This is a genomic window from Candidatus Zixiibacteriota bacterium (assembly GCA_022865345.1).
GTDB lineage: Bacteria > Zixibacteria > MSB-5A5 > MSB-5A5 > RBG-16-43-9 > RBG-16-43-9.
The window spans coordinates 1-18,838 of sequence record JALHSU010000161.1; the positions used below are offsets into that span (position 1 = coordinate 1).

An 18,838-nucleotide genomic window follows, 5' to 3' on the forward strand; every position below is an offset into this window, starting at 1 on the left:
ATAAGAGCAGGCAATGAACTCTCCACAATCCCAGAAAGAAACAGTGGGTGCCATACAGTAAAGGTAAACCAAGAAAACAAATAAAAACACCAATGCCGATAACCAGACATTTATCGGGTCTTTCTTATACCAGCGGATGATACCTGAACTCATTTTACCTCCGAAAAAATATGTAGTTGCCCAATTTGTTGGGTCCATTTGGACTTGATAAATCAAGCGACTACAGGATTCATTGTAGTTGTCTAATTTATTGGGCGTTTTTTGGCTACATTTCTGTGTAGTTGCTCAATTCATTGAGCATCCAAGCTCGATAAATCGAGCAACTACTGCTGAAAGACTGGAAACCTCTTCCACGAGAGTTACTTTTATTTATCCCTCCCTCGAGGGAGGGATAAAGGGAGGGTGACCCTCACCCTATTCCTCTCCCTTAAAGGGGATGGAATCTATCTACTAATTACGGTTATTTTGCCACTCTTTTTAGAGACCTCCTAAAGATATAAAAAAAAGAGTCGACTAATAAAATACGAACTAAACCTTAAAAGTCAAGGAAAGGTTATGCTAGTCTGGTGTGCTGTTCTTTTTTTCTTGGGGATAATAGCTTTTTTAGACAGCCTTTTTACCTTCGGTGAAATCTTCAGGAGGATAAACTCGGTTTTCTTTATGCTGGTCTCCTTGGGTCTTCTGGTGAGGACCAGCACCAAGATGAAGATGAAGCAGATAGAAGGGTACATCGATAAGATAAAAAAGCTGGAAGAGGAAGTGAAAGCCCTGAAGGAAAAAGTTAAGATTTACTAATTAAAACCTGAAAAAGTCAAACGAAAAGGTCGGGCAAGGTGCCCGACCTATGGGGATTTGATACTTTACACCCTCGTAGACGTCCGCCTGAGTGGACTACCTCATAATTTCGGTAACAGATTTTAATTTGTCAAGCGGTGTGATATAACCTAATCCTCCATGTCTTCTTTGATAATTATAGCGATACATAAAGCCTTCTAACTCAGCTACAAAATCCTCCTTAGATAGTGATTTGGTTTGAAGCCTTATGCACTCATCAGATAATATCCTCCAGAACCTCTCAATCTTACCATTGGGCTGCGGACGATAGGGTAAGGTATATCTATACCTGATGTCAAAAATCCCAAGCATGGTCTCAAAAAAATGGGTCTTCTTTGCTCTACTGCTGGTATAGGCAGTAAACTCAGAACCGTTATCTGTCATGACCTCCTCTATCTTAAATCCATGCATCGCAAACCACTTACACCCATTGAAAAACGCCTTGGTTGCTGTGGCACTCCGCAGATCTCTTATCAGCTCGACATAACAAAGCCTGGTGCAGTCATCCAAGAGACCTAATAGATGATACTTAGCCCTCTCAATAAACAGGGTTATCGATAAATTATAGGTATCCGCATGTGCAAGCTCGCCCGGATACCTCTTCTCATACCTTTTTATCTTCTCCTTACGCTTCTTATTTAAGGGATAACGCTTAAAGGTACGGTAGATCGTCAATACTGATGGATGTACCTTGAAATTATCATTGCCCTTTATAAGATGAAATATCTCAAATCCACTCGCCTGTAAACGACGTTGAATCTTGACTATTGTCCTTTCTTCTTCCTTTGAAAGGATCTTTAATTGCCCCAGCTTAGGTCCTCTCTTCTGAGGTAAAAGCGCATCCACTTTCTTACCAGATTTGATCCATCGCTCATAATACTTCCGGATGTTTTTGCGATGAACTCTGTATGCCTTACAGATCTCCTCTACTGTATTGAAATTCTCCGACCTCTTCTGCCTTACTCGCTCATACTCCTGTACTACCGATAACCATTTGGACGTCAGTCCTAATCTGATAGACTTTGTCATGGTAACGGTCTCCTTTCCCAATTACTACTATAACTGAAAAACCGTTACCGAAATAGTGAAAAACTACACTCTGGCGGACCAGCCCCGCGATAAAGGATATTCCCTGAAAAAGTCGCGTAGCGTAGGCTTCAGGCCTCAGCCTAAAGTATGCACCCCCAAATCCTGGTTGGCAAACTAGTGAAAATAGAGCAAAAAAGAAACCTTTTGGAGGTCTATCACGATTCAAAACTAATCAAAACTGTTACCTGTGTCAGTTGATTGATCTGTAACCTATGCTACTTGATAATACACTGAAGGGTTGCTCTCCTGAGATCACTCCTTCAGGGGTCTCTTAAGCTCCGCCGCTTAGCGCTTTTAATTTTTCCCTGACCTCCTGTACATACAAGGAGGTGGGGAATTTTTTTAAGAAAAGCTCAAAGGTCTCTTTGGCTTTCTGGTTTTCCTTCAAATCCTGCATGTAAATCTCCCCAATAGATTTTAGTGCCAGTGGAAGATAGGGGCTTTGAGGGAATTTGTCATTTAAGGATTGGTATTCCAAGATGGAGGATTTGAAATCTCTTTTCTTTCGTAAAAGAGAAGATTTCTCCATCAATGCAGCATCAGACAATGTTGAAACCTTAGCCTGAGCGATCTTCTCGAATAATTTTTCTGCTTCACTAAAATTCTCCTGATATTCAAGCAACAGAGCCCTGGAGAAATCCTTCAAAAAGGGACGGTTCATCTCCAGGTTATCTTTTATAAAGTTTAACCGTTCCAGGCTATTGTTCACGAACATCCCTTTGGGAAAATCATTTATTATCTTCTGGTACGATTCTGCAGACTGCTCTAAATCCCCTTTATAGAAATATACGTCTGCCAGGCAGAAAGAAAGCTCCTCGTAAACCGGCTGGGATAGAGGGTCCTTCAGGTTTTTTTCGTAATGGGTAAGCGCGCTATCCAACTGGTCTTTTAAAAGATAAATCTCTCCTAATTTAATCAATGTGCCCGGATAAAGAGTAGTCTCTTTCAGGGGAAGGATTTTTCCGTACCACAAAATCGCCTGGTCTTTCTTTTTCAGGTTATCCAGGTAGATATTCCCCATCTGGAAATAGGCTTGAGCCTGGACTTCTTTGATAGGGAAATCCTGAGCCAATTTCTGGTAAGTTGAAAGGGCATCAGTATATTTCTCAAGCCCTGCAAAGGAGGAGGCAGAGAGCAGTCGTGCCTCGATCGAACATTCCGCGCTCTGACAGGTGCCCTCCAGGTACTGGCTTGCCCTCAGGGAAAGCTCATAGGATTTTCTCTTTAGACAGGTACGGGCAAAAAGAAGCAGGTTTTCCCCCTGAGAATGGGAAAGCTGGTCTGCGGTCTTGAAAAGCTCAAAAGCCTGGTTCAGATCTCCCTTTTTCAGCATGAGGTCGCCATAAAGTTTATAACCTAAACTTTTCTTAGGCTCAAGCTGGATCAATCTTTTTAACCCATTTTCGACCTGCTCAGTTCTTTCGCCTGATTCGATCAACTGCATGATTTTCCGCTCTACCTCCTGAGATACAGTGGTATCAGCTTTTGCCCAGGCAAAATAATATTCCAGACTTGAGGCATAATCTCCTGCGGCTTCATATATGCCTGCCAGGTCCCTTAACAGGACAGGCGGGTTCCCCAGTTTTTTGATCCCCTGTTTATAAGTTTCGATTCCCTTTTCCATCTCTTTGTTTGCCAGATAGGTGGCGGCTATCAGATGATAAGCTTCCAGAGTATCCTTGGTTACCTTTAATGTCTGTTTAAAGGACTCCTTAGCTTTGGATTTTTCGCCGATTTTAAGATAAAGATCACCTAACATAGCCCAGGTTGCCCATTCGTCAGGATGTTTCTTGAGCCAGGTTTTGAGATGATCTTCAAGCTTGGGATAAGATTTGGTGTCAAGATAAGCTCTGGACAAAAAGAAAAAGACCTGCCTATTGTCCGGGGAGATATTTTTCAACTTCTCCAGTATGGGCACAGCTTCAGAAGACCTGCCAGCGGTGACCAGAGCCTGAGCCAAATCTAAATCCCGGTTGAATGACCCCTGGTTCTGGGAATAGGAGAAGGAAAAAAATAAAGCCACACAAAAAAAAGTAAGAAGAATTTTTTTCAACATAAGTTTCATCGCAAAAATGCTTTTAGATCAATGTAGGGACAGCCCTTGTGGCTGTCCGCTGTTTTATCATTAACTTCCGGAACAGGGACGAGTTGTAGTTGCCCAATTTATTGGGCGACCCTGCTCGATGAATCGAGCAACTACAGACTGGTTTAGTAGGGGCGTTCAATTGAACGCCCCTACAGGCTACAGGCTTGAGGCGTATTGCAATACGCCCCTTCTGGCTCGATGAATCGAGCGACTACTTTTTCTCCGGCTCGGAAAGGGCTTTAAAATATTCCTTTATCGCCTCTTCATACTCCTTGGGATAGGTCTCAGTTGAAAGCCTCTGGGCTCTTTCTCTTTCCTTCTGGTCCAAGGCTCCGATATTCGCCGGGAGCTGAAACGGGGACTTTCTTGTGATATCCTCGCCTGTTTCAGCTTTTCTTTTCTCAGAATAATCCCTTTTGACTAATGATTTTTCTGAATCCAGAAGCCGGGATAGAATTTGTTTTTGCCTGTCTATGGTTTTCTGGTCCACTTTCATTCTTTCCAGGTCTTCAACTACCTTCTGCATATCTTGGGCGATGTCGTCCAGGCTTCCCAGGATCTGGGAACGGTTACTAGATTCCTGGTTAAGCCGCTCCAGATTTTCTTTCAATGCCTGCTGCTCCGCGGCTAAACGGGCTAATCCGGCTTGCTGTTCCATGGTATACATCCCCAGCTCTGAAAGCTCTACGCTCTGGTCGTTTATGGTTCCCTGCTTCTGGCACATTCCCTGAAGTTGCGCAAAGGCATCTGGATTAGAACACGATTTCCGGGCATTCTCCACCCCCTCCAAAAGAGATTTAGCAGCCTGGTTCAGATTGAAAAGAGATTCGAACTGGTAATTTAAAGACCGGTTACCATCCAGCTCTTCCAATCTCCCGATCGCCTGGAGCATATTAACTGAAGCCAGGGACAGCTTCTCACCTAAGTCCGGATTTATATAAAAAGTCTTTTTGGCAAGCTCTTTTAAGTCGCTTCCAACCTGGTTTAATCCCTCCATTAATTTCTGTTCTTGGGCGGCTAAGTTTGCTAAGCCAGTCTCTCTGGGCTGGAAGGTTTTCGTATCTTCAAATAGACTTTCCTGGGAATCTGAAAGATAAAGGATATCCTGCAGCGATTTCCGCATATCTGCCAGTATCTGTTCTTTATCTCCCTGCTTCATCTTCTGAAGCATGGATTGGAACTTCAGGCTCAGGTTACTTAGCTTGTTAGAACAGGTTTTCCCTGATTTTAAGCTTTCACTTTTTTGTCCCTGCTGCAGGCTCTGGCTGGTCTTCTCCATATCGTTTTTGACTCCGGATTTTTCCACAGAATTCATTAGGGTATCCATGTCCTCAGAAGAAAGAAGCGGAGTTTCCTTCATCAGCTCGTTTAACTCTTGTAATTTTTTCTCCAGGCCTTCAGTTCCCTTTTTCAAATCATCCTGTTTTTCTTTAAGGGAGCTTAACTCTTCCTTTTTGGCTTCTTCTATCTCCTTATTCAGGTTTTCCTGATCCCTGGTAAGTCTTTCTGTCAGTTTGACCAGATCCTCCATTCTCTGTTCTATCCTCATCTGTTTAAGCATGGCGATAGTCCGATCCAGCCTTTTTAAAAGCTCCTCAGTGGATAAATTCAGGTTCTGGAGCGCCTCCTTTATCTTGTCCTTATCCAGTGATTCCAAAGCCTCCTGCAGTTTTCTCATCGCCTCTTTAAGTTCAGGCGGTGCTACCTCCTCAAAGAGTTTTTTCAACTCTGCTATTTTCTCCAGCATCTCCAAAGAGGCTAAATTGTTCTGCTCGATTTTGTCTGCGGTTTTACCTGCCTCTTCACCCAATTTCTTCAGGCTTTCCGCTAAATCCTTTTGCTTCTGCAGAAGGTTCTCCAGCTCATTTTTTTTCTCCCAGGACAGTTTTGACCCTTTTCCCTGCGGATTGGTGCTTTCCGTCAAGAGATCTTTGGAGAGCTGTTCTAATTTTTTCTGAAGCTCCTTTTGTTCGGCTAATTTTTTCTGCAGATCGGATAACTGGTTTTCGCTTCCCTGCTCGATTTCTCCGACTATCTCAGCTAAAGTCGGATGTCGGAGATTATAACTCTGGCTTACACCTTTTTTTGGTCCGGAGAAATTGTCATTATCATAGATTTCGACCCAATATTTCACGTTGTCCCCGGGCATAAGGCCTAGGTTGGATAGGTCCCAGAGATAGTCCGAGCTAAGCTCTCCTTCGAGCTTTTCCTCAAAGGGGAGTTTCAAATTTTTGGTCTGCTCACCTTTTGAAGAGATCTGATAGACCAGCCTCAAACCAGTGAACCCGAAATCATCTGAGCCGTGGATTAGTAAAGGAAGCTGCATATTTTCAGTCAAATCGCGGTCTTCGCCCGGCTGGATTATCTCCACCTGAGGAGAAAGGTCATCTTTTTTAGTTATCTTGTATTCGATCGGGTCTGGATTTTTATTGCCGGATTTATCCTCAACTTCAAGATGATAGGTATCATCCTTTCTTACTAAAATCTCTCCAGTGGCTTTTTTTCCGTCGATTTTCATCTCCGTTTTACTTGAGTCGGAGAAAACCAGATTTCCTCTGGAAAGCTCTTTATTGGCAGATGCTTCGATTTTTACTTTTGTTCCGGCTAAAGCCTCGATATTTCCATCATTCTGGTCCAGGACTAAAGGTTTCAACTGGGTGTATTTCGGATAGTTCAAAGTTAGCTTCAGATTGATTATCCTGGGCTTATCTGTGACTTTCAGCTTGTATTGTTCGCTTTTTATCCCTTCGGCTTGGGCATAATAATCGATGTCCCTTTTTGCCTGTTTGAAAAGATATTCGAAGTCATATTCTTTACTTGTACCGACAGTATCCTGGAGTTGACCCTTTGCTCCGCCCTGGTCCAGTTTTTCCAACCTCTCCTCATTCCACGCACCTTCTCCATCTCTCCAGTAAAAACTAATCTTGGAAGGTTTTTGCCCTTCTGCGGTTATTTCAATTTTCACGTTTGAATATTTCACTACCTCGGCATTACCCGGAGAAATGGAGAAGAAAAATCTCTGAGGTGCTTGCACAGAGGTCAATGGATGGGAGAAAAGATATAAAGAGCGGTTGAAATGTCCCGGGAAAAGAAAAGTAAAGATCAAAACCAATCCCAATAGAGCAGAGCTTACCTGTAAGGTTTTGCGCAGGGGTCTTTTATCCACTACAGATTTGAAATTCATCTCCCCGGCAACTGTGTCTGCCTGCTCGATGATTGCTTCAATCATCTGGACAGAATAACCTTCTGGATTTCTCTCCAAATTCCGGTAAAGCTGTAAAGCCCCGATTAATCTGTTGTTCAACTGGGGGAATTTTCCCTCGATTCTTACTGCCAAATCTTCTAAAGTGGGCTTATAGAAAAGAGGTCTGAGCAAATAGTATGACAAGGCGATGGATAAGGCTAAAAGGAAAATTCCCAGAAGAGCTACCCTGATGAAAACTGGAAGGATGAATCCACTCAGGTAAGATAGAATGAAACTTAATAAAAGATAGGCGAAGATGACAGATAAAATAATCAGAGAACCATAAAACATCCGTGTCTGGGTGTGATACGACCTCAAGGAGTTGAGGCGGGTGATGAGGTTAAAGTAGCTTGAAGGTTTCATCTTATTTTTTCTATTCCCCTCCCTTGATGGGAGTTGTAGCGTTGCCACTCCTGTGGCAACGTATATACGTCCTCACAGAGTGAGGACGCTACATCTGATTACATCTGACGCAAAGACTCACCGTCAGGTCTAGGACCTGACAGAACTACAAAATATCGACTGCTATTTATAATACGTAATCAGAACTGGCTTAATTTTCAAATTGATGGTTCCAGCCTACCCCTCAAGGCGGGAATTCTGGCACTCCGTTTTACATATCGTCAATCGAACTTAGGTACAAATTTTTCAAGAATATCCTTGATGATTTTTCTTTCAATCTTCAACACTGATTCTTTCATCTGAGTTATTACTGTGTGTTCAGGATTTTGCTGCTCAAATACATTTGCAATTTGGGGATAAAGGAGAGCTATTTTCTCAGTTTCTTCAGGATGATTGTCTTTCCGTAGTTCAATATATTTAACAAAATCTACTGTATTATCTCTCCAATCTGATAGATAATAGCTTATTCGGCTCACGAAGTCTATCAAGCTGCTTATCTTTTCATAAAGGGGGAAATACTTTTTCATTCTGAAGAACTTATCCGCTGTTACGCCTTTTGGAAAGAGGTTAGAGTCAGATGAAAATTGGTAGATGATGAAATTGTAGTACAACTCATATAAGTTTTTAGCAGGATGATAACCCCCGCTAGTACTTGTATTCGGTCTTAGCTCAATTCGGTTACGCATAACCTCGACTGATAGTTTCATATAGAGAATCAAGTAAACATTAGCAGCCAGATACAGAAAGGCCTGATAACCCTCTGCTTTTCTATCGTTGATGTAAAGAGCAAGAGCGCGTCTAAAATGTATTTCTTGATTCAACAAAATATTGTCTTTGATTCCGTAATTGAATAGCTGTACATCGGTCAATCTTTGGATAATGCCATCGGTCTCCTTCGATACTTTTACAAAACCTATCTTGTCATTAATTAACTCATCTAACTTGTCTAAATATTGACAATTTGCTAATGGTTGAAGACAATCAACCCAATTTGGTGGTACATCGCCAATCAATTCCTTCGTCTTAGCTTGTTTTAAATAATTGACCCCCTTTTTTAAATTAGTTAGATATTCTGCTTTTAGGTCCGGAAATGCCAACTCAAATTTAAATGGAAGAGGTATGACTTTTCCTTTTAATGACGAAGGTATCTTATCAGGTATGCTATAGTATTCAAGTCTCTCAGAATATCGTTGAAATGCATTTGGGTCTACAAGAATCAATATTAATTCTTTATTTTTTCTTGCAGCATCCCAAAAGATATCTCGAATATAATCGTCTCTAAAAGAATATCCTACCACGACAACATATTTGCAATTTTCTGATTGGAGCTTATTTTTTAATGTAAGTAAGTTTTCTAATAAAGGTTCAGCGTATTCCCATTTACGCATAGGGTATAGCATTAAAGATTCTGCTTTCTCACCTGTTAATAACTCTATTTTTTCATTATCGCTCTTAATGACTGATTTGACAAATCCACCACTACTAGTCTTATACCAGGTAATTGAACCATGCAGTTTATAAAGGCGAATATCTATATTTGAAGCAGAAAAAACGGATGGATTCCACTCAGCTTCAAATCCATCTCGATAACTCTTCTTATAAACATTGCAAAACTGTTCAATACATATGTCATAGTTTACCGAGAAGATGTCTAACGGATGATATTCTTCAATGAAACCAAGGAGAGGTTCCAGATATTTAACTTTGTCTTCTTGAACTACTGTTCTTTGTTTCACAAAAGTCTTTATTTTATCCAAAAGAGGTATTTTACTTGAGTAATCTTCTAATAAATACTTTTTCAGTTCAAAGAATTGTAAAATCGCTTCGTCATCTTTCCTTCCTAGTTTATCCAACGTCTCCATTAGTAATTCAATATCAATTCTTGGATATTCACCTCTTTCTTTTTTCCATTGGAGAAGTCTGGTCTCGATAAACTCTACCGTCTTCTTATCATATTCATCTAACAAAGGAGAATTCTTGAATTCTTCTACGAATGCATATGTGTGCGGGACACCTGCGTACACTGAGGCTCCCGCACCCAGAAAGAAAACTACTTCTGAGGATATTCCTTTTTGTTCTTCAGCCATTTCTAATACTCCTCTTTATTTAGCACAATCTCATCCAACTCTTCTAATTCTCCAGCACCCGGGTTATAATATTCACCCCCATTTTCAGGGCGGCTTCGCGTTTTTCCGGGGGGTCGTTGTGGACCTGAGGATCTTCCCAGCCGTCGCCGATGTCGGATTCGTAAACGTAAAAAACTACTAATCTATTCTCTCCTACGGATCCGTTTACGGAATAAAATATCCCGAATCCCTGGGCAGGTTTTCCTTCGTGTTTGTGGATTTTGGGGAGTCCGTTGGGAAAATCATAATAAGAATGATAAATCCCGTGATTGAACGGCAACTCGACCAATTCGTTGTTCGGAAAGACCTTTTTCATCTCTCTTCTGAAAGCTTTGTCCAGACCATAGGAATCGTTGGCGAATAAAAAGCCACCGTGAGTAAGATAAATCCTTAACCTCTCCACCTCCTCATCAGAAAATTTTATGTTGCCATGTCCGGTTAAAAATAGAAAAGGATAATTGAAAAGCTCCTTGTCCATAATACTCACTCTGACTTCATTCTGGTCCACCGGGATATTGGTATTCTCTTTCAGGAACTTGAGTATATTAGGGATAGCAGAGGAGCCCCAGTACCAATCACCACCCCCTTCATATTTTAAACGAGCGATGGTGAAGGCGTTAGGGTCTTTTTTTACCTGAGGTGCAGACACAGTAGGTATCCGTATCATTTGAGCATGAAGGAGGGATTTATCCATGAAAAATAAGAGGACCATGGAAAATAGAAATACTAAGATTTTGAAAATTCTTGAGGACACGGAAAGTCTCCTTATATCCTATTTTTAGCTCTAAAGGGATGTTCACATCCCCGTTTTTTTTCTTCGGGATGATAACATCCCTCAGGGAGCGGGTTTTCAGCTAAAATCTATCCGATTCAATATAAAAGTCAATAATTATCTTGTCTGGAGTTTACAGGGCGGAGATAAACTCCGCCCCTACGCGTTAACCTTGCAGACAAAGCTACCTAATGGTAGAACAGGCATCCTGCCTGTTCCTCATGGTCAGACAAGATGTCTGACCCACCTAGTTTTTTCGGGGACAGAACAGTGTTCTGTCCCCACACTTCAAGCGACCCTAAAAGGGTCGCGCTACGGAAGGGCGAGATTACCTCGCCCCTACATAAGAATCCCGCCTTTCCAACGGATCCAAAATCGGAGAGGGCAAGGCGGGGCTACCGTTTCATTCTGGTTCCGCAGAATCGGGACACTTCAGCTTTTTTCTCAAATCATAAATGCAATTTTCCGGATTTTCTATTCCCTGCAGGCAGAAGAGATGGCGGTAGTTTCTTTTCATCTTGGCGTCCTCTTCACTTATATCCAGCAAAATTCCTTTATCGCAGGCAAAACACTTTTCCGGCTGGACGTCAAACTCGGTTCCGGTTTTACTGGCGACTAAAGCTTCTCCCGGATCCCACCTGAATGAGTTTGAGGAAGTTTCCACAGATTCATTGCGCGTAATCTCAATTTCCTTTGGACTGTGAAAGACAATTCTGCCGCGATCGGTTTTTAGTTTTGCCCGGAAATCAATTTTGTCACCAGGGAAGAGATGGTAATCTCTATATATTTTTGCAGGGATGTTCAAGTAGAAATAGTCCTGGAAGAAAACTCTATCGATGTATCCTTCTCTGAAACTGAGCAGGAATCCCAGGAAGCTCATTTGCTCTTTTTTATACAGGATATTTTTTCTAAAGTGAGGCACAATGGAATTTACCACTCCCCCCAGATCAACCATTTTCCCCAGGAGTCCAGCCAGCCAATGTTCATAATCCTCTAATTCCCTCTGGAAGGTTTTGAATTCGGTTTCTGAAAGCAAGACCTCTGGCTGGTAGTTGAGCTTTTCCTCAAAATAATATTTGCAGGAAAAACAGCTCTTCCCGACATGTTTATATTTTTTGGGGCAGCCAGTACCTTTGTTCAGAAGGGTGCACTTCCACTGGAAATAAACACACCCCTGAGGGAAACATTTTTTCTCCTGGAGGACGTGGTGGACTGAGACGTTCTTCTCGAATTTGAAATGCGACTGGTGAGCGCACCTGAAAACGTCTTCTCTTTTGTGCTGATTGATTAAGGTTTTCTGCATGCAGACAACTCCAGTTTCAGGGCTACATAAATTTAATACGTTAATTGGCCAGACGGAAATAGAAAAACAAAAAATAATAAGGACAGGACGATGTATTGTCTCTGCATTTCCTTGAAAACGGGGATTTGTAGTTGTTCGATTCCTCGAGCAGAATAATGCCCAATGAATTGGGTAACTACAGGCTCAGGGCGGAGTTGAACTCCGCCCCTACGCGATCTTCCATTGTCAAACACATTGAAGCCATGAGCGCAGAGATGCATGCGATGCGTTTCTACAAACCTAACCTCACCTTGTGGACCAGGGGGAATACAGGTTAAGATGAGATAACGCCACCAAAGTGGTTTTGAAATAGTTCTCCTCTCCTTTTAGGAGAGGAGACAGAGGTGAGGTCGTTGTTTTGATTCCACGGTCAGATCCCCACTTTGTGGGCAAGGTGGGGATTTATGGATTAAAATAATGCCCAATGAATTGGGCAACTACAAGTCCACTCTTGCGGTAATTCCAATTCCCGCAAGAACGAAATGCCTGTCCTACTGCGATTGTAATTCGTCACCTTCCGGATTTATAGGCAAGCACACCCTCAAACCAGTTTGAGGGTGCCACCCGTCGCAAGAACGAAAACCATTTTTTTGTTGACAATAAAAATCCTAAAGGATAATATGGAAAATGTGAGGAGAAAAGAAGAATCCAGATTAGACAGTTTAGAGGAAAATCTCAAAATCCTGGCTAACTCAGGGAGCAAGGGGATTAAGCTTTTGTATCGCGGTTTGAATTCAATCAGCGGTGATCTTTCCGAACTATCCAATCTTTCTCCTTCGAAACTCTCCTCCTCCTTTGAAAAGATAACCCAGGGAATCGATGAACTGGATAAGAAGATTCTATCCCTGGAAAATTCTTTAGAAGAAGGGCTTGCTAAAATAGGACAGGAATATCAAAAGCTCAAAAAAGAATATGAGGAGAAGGAGAACGAAAGAAGGATTTACCGGATCCTGTACGAGCTTTCCACCATAATCTACGCGGAAAGGGACATCAACCTGCTTTTAGAAACGGTTCTGGACTCGGTCATCGATATTTTCTCCGCAGAAAAAGGATTCTTAGAAGTCTATGACGAGAATAAAAATCTGAAATTAAGGCTGGCTAAAGATAAACAAAAGAAGGTCCTGGAAGAGACTGAAGAGGAGATCAAATCCGGGGTGATAGAGGATGTTCTCTCCACAGGTAACAATGTACTGATCCAGCAACTGATCTATAAAGAGGCAGAAGAGAAAGAGGATTGGGGCAAGGGGACAAAATCTGTCCTCTGCGTTCCTTTTAAGTCCAAAGAGAGTGTATTAGGGGTGATCTACTTAGAGGATACTCGCGAAGGAGAATCCTTCACCACCGGTGATATAGAGCTTTTGAACTCCTTAGCTGAAAGAGTCTCAGTGGCTTTAGAGAATAACCTTCTTTTCATGGAGCTAAAGGAGTCCGAGGAAAAGTTACTGGCTGACTTACGGGGAAAGTTCAAGTTCGACGAAATATTGGGGAACAGTCCGCAGATGGTCGAAATCCTGAAAACCGTGGCAGATATAGCTGACACAGAGGCGACCGTTCTGATCGAAGGCGAAAGCGGGACTGGAAAAGAGCTTCTGGCCCGGGCGATCCATTTCAACTCCAGTCGCTCCAGAAAGCCTTTTGTGCCGATCAACTGTGCGGCAATCCCGGAAACCTTGCTGGAATCTGAGCTTTTCGGGTATGAGAAAGGTGCCTTCACCGGTGCCACTCAGAAAAAGTTAGGGAAATTCGAAGTCGCCAATGGCGGGACGATCTTTTTAGATGAGATCGGAGAGATGAGCCCTCTGCTCCAGGTCAAAATCTTACGCTTTTTGCAGTCACACGAATTTGAGCCTTTAGGGTCCAATAAAGTTAAGAAGTCAGACGTGAGGATAATCGCCGCTACCAATAAGGACCTTTTAGCCCAGGTCAAAGAAAACAAATTCAGGGAAGACCTTTATTACCGGATAAACGTGATAAATCTCAGACTTCCTACTTTAAGGGAAAGGAAGCTGGATATCGCTCCTCTGGCGGAAAGCTTTGCCCGAAAATTTTCTAAAAAATCTGATAAGCAGATCAAGGGGATTGAGGTTGAGGCTTTGAATTTTCTCTCCCGCTATAAATTTCCCGGAAATATCAGGGAATTAGAGAACATCATCGAGCGAGCAGTTATCCTGGCTAAAGGGGAATGGATTACCAGAGAGGATTTCCCCAAAAATATCTTCGATAGTTCAGGAAACGATTCCGAAATTGTAATTGCCCAGAATTATTCAGAGCTAAAATCCTTGAGAAATAAGGTAGTGGAAGAGGTCGAAAAAAAATTCCTGGAAAATCTTCTTTTGAAAAATAAAAACAACGTCTCCAGGGCAGCTAAAGAAGCCGGGATGCACCGGGTGGAACTACAAAGGCTTTTGAAGAAATATAAGTAATCTTTTCTTTGGAGTGTAAAGCTTCAGCTTTACCGATAAACCTAAAGGTTTATACTCCAAGACTAACTTGATATATTTGTCGGGTCAGGGGACCCGACAGAAACATTTATACCACATTAATCTGGTCTCACCCCGGTACATATTGTAGTCCAACGCTCGTCCATCCTCAAACGAGTTTGAGGGTGTCCCCGCCGATAAACCTAAAGGTTTATACTCCAAATTTCCTCCAATTTATATTCGATTGCTTTTCTGCAACATTATGGTTATTTTGCAACATTACTGTTACATCCTTCAAAACAGCATAGTTATAGTCTTTTTAACACCAATGTCTTAATGGAATGTAACAGTTTAGTTGCATAAAATCAAGAATTCTAAAATGGATAGATTTCTAACTTATTTAATTGCAATGACTTAGTCTCTGGACAAAAGATGGCACGTTAATTGCAACTTATTTATTAATAAGGTATTACAGTGAGCGACAAATTAAGCAAAACAGAAAAGGAAATGTCTTTAAAAGAGCTTCAAGAACAGATACTGGAGGCAGCTCTGGAAGTCCATAAAAACATGGGGTTAGGGTTCCAGGAATCAGCCTATAGCCAAGCTTTAGCCTATGAGTTTGATCTCAGGAAGATCGAGTACGAGAGAAAGAAAAATATCAAGCTTTCCTATAAAGGAAGCGTGGCTGGAGAATACGATTTAGAATTCGTGGTGAAAAACAGCATTATAGTAATGATAAAAGCTGGTGAACCAGTGAATGAATCAGATGAAACTAAAATGAAAAGTTTTTTGAAAACCACTAAGCTTCCCTTAGGGATGGTCATAAATTTCGGCAAGGAGAGTTTGGAGGTAAAAAATGTTCACAGATAAATGGTTGGCGCAAATTTCAAACATGCCAACTTTTCACCCTATATCTAAAAGGAGGTGAAGTAGAGGATGCCCGCAAAGAAAAAAGCAAAGGCTAAAAAGGGAAAAAAGAAATAAAAGCCTTTAGGTTTTTTGCGCCCAAAGAGTCCCCCCAAAAGGGGGACTCTTTTTTTTGGCATTTGACGAAAAACTATAAATTTTCAGCGGCATGGAAGTTCCTAGCGCCCCTTTCAGCTTACCAAAAGATGTAGAGACGTATGGACATGCGGCTATAGACACATGAATGTCGGGCATAAAGCCCGACGCTACGCATCTGACCTCACCCTTTCCCTCTATTAAAGCAAAGGGGATACTTTTCTGTTGACTAAATGAAAAATTATCTTATCCTGTGGTTCTGAATAATATGTCCAGGAAAAACAGAAAAAGAATCTGGCTGGCGATTTTGGCGATGGTGATCTTTGCCCTTTTTATTTTATACCAGCAGAGCAAAAGGTTCAAACTCACGATACTCTACTGGAACGATTTCCACGCCTCTGTCTATCCTTGTCCCTCAACTGAGAAAGAGGGAGCCCCTCTGGTCTCCGGCAGTGCTAATTTTGCAGGGTACCTTGATTCTCTGGGATTCGAGGATATGTATGCCATTTTGGTTTGTGCCGGGGATGAGTTCACCGGTGACCCGCTTTCCTCTTTAACCTCAGGGAAAGCTCAGATTGAGATTTTGAACCTCATACACCCAAGTGTGTTTGAATTAGGAAATCACGAGTTCGATTACGGAGTGGATAATCTCAAAAAGGATTTAGAGGTAGCGGATTTTCCAGTTATATGTGCAAATCTCATCGACAAAGAGGAAAAAAAGCCGTTGGTGCGACCGTACGTCATCATCAATAGTGGCAAGGTCAGGGTCGCGTTTATCGGACTCATTACTGAAAGCCTTCAAAAGATGCTCAAAGAAGGAGGAAAACTTCAGGTCGTGGATGCGGAGAGCACTTTAAGTTACTATATGAATGAATTAAACGATAAAACTGATATTCAGATTCTGGTCAGCCATATGGGAGTTCAAAAGGATAAAAGCATAGCCAAAAAAGTTAAAGGATTGGAATTGATAATCGGCGGGCACAGCCATACTACTATATTCAAGCCGATAAGAATAGGCAATACCTTAATCTGCCAGGCTGGTTCGAATGGAAAATATATAGGCAAATTAGACCTTTTCTTAGATTCTAAAGGAAAGGTCTTGAGCTATCAGAATAACCTGGTGGAGACATTTGTGGACCAGGTACAGCCAGATACTCTAGTGAAAAATAAAATTGGGGAGTTAGAGAAGAATCTGAACATAAATTTAGACGAAAAAATAGGCGAGCTTGAAACTCCGTGGATAAGAAATGATGAGGGTGAGTCGAACATCGGTGATTTCTTAACGGATGCGATGAGAAGTTATGCCAAGGCGGACGTGGCTTTTACCAATTCCGGCGGCATAAGAAAAAATCTGAGAGCAGGGTCAGTTACGGTTCGGAATATCTGGGAAATAGCGCCTTTCTCCGATCGTCTGGTTTTAATTGAGTTAACTGGTGAGGAGTTACTTAACGTCCTTGAGAAAAATTGCAGAAAAGATATCGATTTACTTCAGGTCTCAGGTGTAAAATATAGTTATGCGCCAGAAAGACCGTATGGCGAGAGGGTAATTGATGTCAGGGTCAATAACGAGAAGATAATGCCGTATAAGAAATATAAAGCGGTGATAAATGATTACATCCTGGCGCAGTCTAAGGACTTTTTGGGAATCCCCCAGCAGAATATAAAATATAAGGTACTGCCGGATTTAGACAGAGAGGTCTTTATTAAAGAAGTCAGGAAAAAAGGAGTCATAGATTCCAGAGTTGAGGGAAGGATGACTGAGTTGAAAAAGGTCGAGGCAAAGGTTGGAGAACAAGCTGTCCGATAAAAGCTCAATAGAAGAGAAAACGGTGTCAAAGAAAAAAATCCCTTATACCTGGATAGCTTTCGCCTATGCTGTTCTCATTTTAATTGTCTCTTCTATCCCAGATCTCTCACCCCCTCAATTAGGCTTTGAATATCAGGATAAGCTTTACCATTTTGTAGAGTACGGGATATTTTCAGTTCTTTTATTTTTTACTTTGCTCAATTCTCAGAAAGATTTTCTAAGGAAAAATGTTCTGCTGATTTCACTTTTAATCGGGGCATCTTTTGCAATTTTAGATGAGCTTCATCAGAAATTCATTCCGGGCAGACAGGCCGACGTCTTAGATTTCACGGCTGATTTTGTGGGTGTGGCATTGATCCAGATATGCTTCTGGGTTTATCACAGGAAAAGATTAGTTAAACCTGGTTGAGGGAGAATCCCCCCGCCTTGGGTCATTGCGAGTCCCGCTGAAGGCGGGACGAAGCAATCTGTTCCCGTTGGAGGGATTGCTTCGTCGTCCTACGGACTCCTCGCAATGACGTATGTATGACGCCCAGCTTTTCGTCGGGCATAAAACCCGACGCTACGCTTAGTGCCCAGGGACAGAACGATATTCTGTCCCTGCAGGGTGGCGGAATGACCATGCAGACCTGACTAAAGTCAGTAAGAAGAGGTATTCGAAAAGGGTCTTTTTGTGTTGACTTTGCAAGAAGGAGATATTATCATTTTTCGAGCTTTCAAAAGGAGTAAGATGAAATATACTGCTCTTCAGGGGACAAAGGATTTATTGCCAGAGGATACTCCGAAATGGAGATACATAGAGGAGAAGATTCGGGGAGTTTTGTCGCTCTACAACTATAAAGAAATCAGAACTCCAGTTTTTGAGCAGACCGAGCTTTTCAAAAGGAGCATAGGGGATGATACGGATATCGTGCAGAAGGAGATGTATACTTTTCAGGACCAGGGGAAAAGGAGTCTGACTTTAAGGCCTGAAGGGACTGCCTCCATCGTCCGGGCTTTTATCGAGCACAACCTGGGTGAGAGATCACCTCTGGTAAAGCTTTTCTATTTTGGCCAGATGTTCAGGCAGGAAAGGCCACAAAAGGGAAGGTTAAGGGAGTTCAACCAATACGGGGTGGAAGTTATCGGCTCTTTGGACCCACTGGTTGACGCTGAGGTCATAGAATTGGGAGTGAGGATAAATAAAGCTTTTGGATTAGAAGGTCTCAAGCTTTACCTGAACAGCATCGGGTGTAAAGACTGCCGACCAGCTCACCGGGATGCCTTTAATCAATTCGTCAAGGATAAAATCGATAAGTTCTGCCAGGATTGCCAGTTAAGGCTTTTGCGCAATCCTTTAAGGATTTTCGACTGCAAGAATGAAAAATGTGTCGAAGCTTTGAAGGATGCACCGATGATTCTGGATTATCTTGACGAAAAGTGTAAATACCACTTCAAGAAAGTCAGGGAATACTTGGACCGGATGGGGATTGAATATATACTGGACGGCAGGTTGGTCAGAGGGCTGGACTATTATACCAGGACCACTTTCGAGATAAAATCTGAATCCCTGGGTGCTCAGGATACCTTGATCGGCGGCGGAAGATATGACCTTTTAGTTTCCGAATTGGGAGGCAAAGAGACACCTGCAATCGGTTTTGCTGCAGGAATAGAGAGGCTCTTTTTGGTTTTGGAGATGCAAAAGAAGTTTCCGCCTGAGGATGAAAGGCTGGAT

12 protein-coding genes are annotated in these 18,838 nt (G+C 42.1%); 6 read left to right on the forward strand and 6 right to left on the reverse strand.

Features of this window, described 5'->3' with window-relative positions:
- Positions 1-555: 555 nt before the first annotated feature.
- A complete protein-coding gene (locus MUP17_07675; protein ID MCJ7458855.1) occupies positions 556-795 on the forward strand; it encodes a hypothetical protein in 240 nt (79 codons plus the stop codon).
- A 96-nt stretch (positions 796-891) separates the two neighbouring features.
- On the opposite strand, the gene MUP17_07680 is transcribed toward MUP17_07675, so the two are convergent.
- The 6 genes from MUP17_07680 to MUP17_07705 form a co-directional block, all read right to left on the reverse strand.
- Entirely contained in the window at positions 892-1,863 is a 972-nt protein-coding gene (locus MUP17_07680) for an integrase core domain-containing protein (protein ID MCJ7458856.1), read from the reverse strand.
- 331 nt (positions 1,864-2,194) lie between these two features.
- Positions 2,195-3,979: a tetratricopeptide repeat protein gene (locus MUP17_07685; GenBank protein ID MCJ7458857.1), complete on the reverse strand. Its 1,785-nt coding sequence runs from the start codon at positions 3,977-3,979 to the stop codon at positions 2,195-2,197.
- Positions 3,980-4,220: 241 nt separating this feature from the next.
- Positions 4,221-7,616: a hypothetical protein gene (locus tag MUP17_07690; GenBank protein ID MCJ7458858.1), complete on the reverse strand. Its 3,396-nt coding sequence runs from the start codon at positions 7,614-7,616 to the stop codon at positions 4,221-4,223.
- Positions 7,617-7,876: 260 nt separating this feature from the next.
- Positions 7,877-9,742 carry an SIR2 family protein gene (locus MUP17_07695; protein MCJ7458859.1) on the reverse strand — a complete coding sequence of 622 codons (1,866 nt, stop codon included), beginning with the start codon at positions 9,740-9,742 and terminating at the stop codon, positions 7,877-7,879.
- Between the two features lie 43 nt (positions 9,743-9,785).
- Positions 9,786-10,475, reverse strand: a complete 690-nt coding sequence (locus MUP17_07700) for a DUF4159 domain-containing protein (protein ID MCJ7458860.1) — start codon at positions 10,473-10,475, stop codon at positions 9,786-9,788.
- A 481-nt stretch (positions 10,476-10,956) separates the two neighbouring features.
- Complete coding sequence (locus MUP17_07705) at positions 10,957-11,856, reverse strand: hypothetical protein (protein MCJ7458861.1); 900 nt, start codon at positions 11,854-11,856, stop codon at positions 10,957-10,959.
- A 659-nt stretch (positions 11,857-12,515) separates the two neighbouring features.
- Between MUP17_07705 and MUP17_07710 the strand changes: the two genes are divergently transcribed.
- From MUP17_07710 to hisS, 5 genes are all read left to right on the forward strand, one after another.
- Positions 12,516-14,318 carry a sigma 54-interacting transcriptional regulator gene (locus MUP17_07710; protein MCJ7458862.1) on the forward strand — a complete coding sequence of 601 codons (1,803 nt, stop codon included), beginning with the start codon at positions 12,516-12,518 and terminating at the stop codon, positions 14,316-14,318.
- A 504-nt stretch (positions 14,319-14,822) separates the two neighbouring features.
- A complete protein-coding gene (locus tag MUP17_07715) occupies positions 14,823-15,185 on the forward strand; it encodes a GxxExxY protein (GenBank protein MCJ7458863.1) in 363 nt (120 codons plus the stop codon).
- A 400-nt stretch (positions 15,186-15,585) separates the two neighbouring features.
- Entirely contained in the window at positions 15,586-17,124 is a 1,539-nt protein-coding gene (locus MUP17_07720) for a bifunctional metallophosphatase/5'-nucleotidase (protein MCJ7458864.1), read from the forward strand.
- 22 nt (positions 17,125-17,146) lie between these two features.
- Positions 17,147-17,533: a VanZ family protein gene (locus tag MUP17_07725; GenBank protein ID MCJ7458865.1), complete on the forward strand. Its 387-nt coding sequence runs from the start codon at positions 17,147-17,149 to the stop codon at positions 17,531-17,533.
- 321 nt (positions 17,534-17,854) lie between these two features.
- Positions 17,855-18,838, forward strand: a 984-nt coding sequence (gene hisS / locus MUP17_07730) for a histidine--tRNA ligase (protein ID MCJ7458866.1), incomplete at its 3' end; no start/stop codon positions are given.

Bases quoted from the DNA above. Each gene is read 5' to 3' on its own strand.
- MUP17_07675 (MCJ7458855.1), top strand. From the start codon at position 556: ATGCTAGTCTGGTGTGCTGTTCTTTTTTTCTTGGGGATAATAGCTTTT.
- MUP17_07680 (MCJ7458856.1), bottom strand. From the start codon at position 1,863: ATGACAAAGTCTATCAGATTAGGACTGACGTCCAAATGGTTATCGGTA.
- MUP17_07685 (MCJ7458857.1), bottom strand. From the start codon at position 3,979: ATGTTGAAAAAAATTCTTCTTACTTTTTTTTGTGTGGCTTTATTTTTT.
- MUP17_07690 (MCJ7458858.1), bottom strand. From the start codon at position 7,616: ATGAAACCTTCAAGCTACTTTAACCTCATCACCCGCCTCAACTCCTTG.
- MUP17_07695 (MCJ7458859.1), bottom strand. From the start codon at position 9,742: ATGGCTGAAGAACAAAAAGGAATATCCTCAGAAGTAGTTTTCTTTCTG.
- MUP17_07700 (MCJ7458860.1), bottom strand. From the start codon at position 10,475: ATGGATAAATCCCTCCTTCATGCTCAAATGATACGGATACCTACTGTG.
- MUP17_07705 (MCJ7458861.1), bottom strand. From the start codon at position 11,856: ATGCAGAAAACCTTAATCAATCAGCACAAAAGAGAAGACGTTTTCAGG.
- MUP17_07710 (MCJ7458862.1), top strand. From the start codon at position 12,516: ATGGAAAATGTGAGGAGAAAAGAAGAATCCAGATTAGACAGTTTAGAG.
- MUP17_07715 (MCJ7458863.1), top strand. From the start codon at position 14,823: ATGTCTTTAAAAGAGCTTCAAGAACAGATACTGGAGGCAGCTCTGGAA.
- MUP17_07720 (MCJ7458864.1), top strand. From the start codon at position 15,586: ATGTCCAGGAAAAACAGAAAAAGAATCTGGCTGGCGATTTTGGCGATG.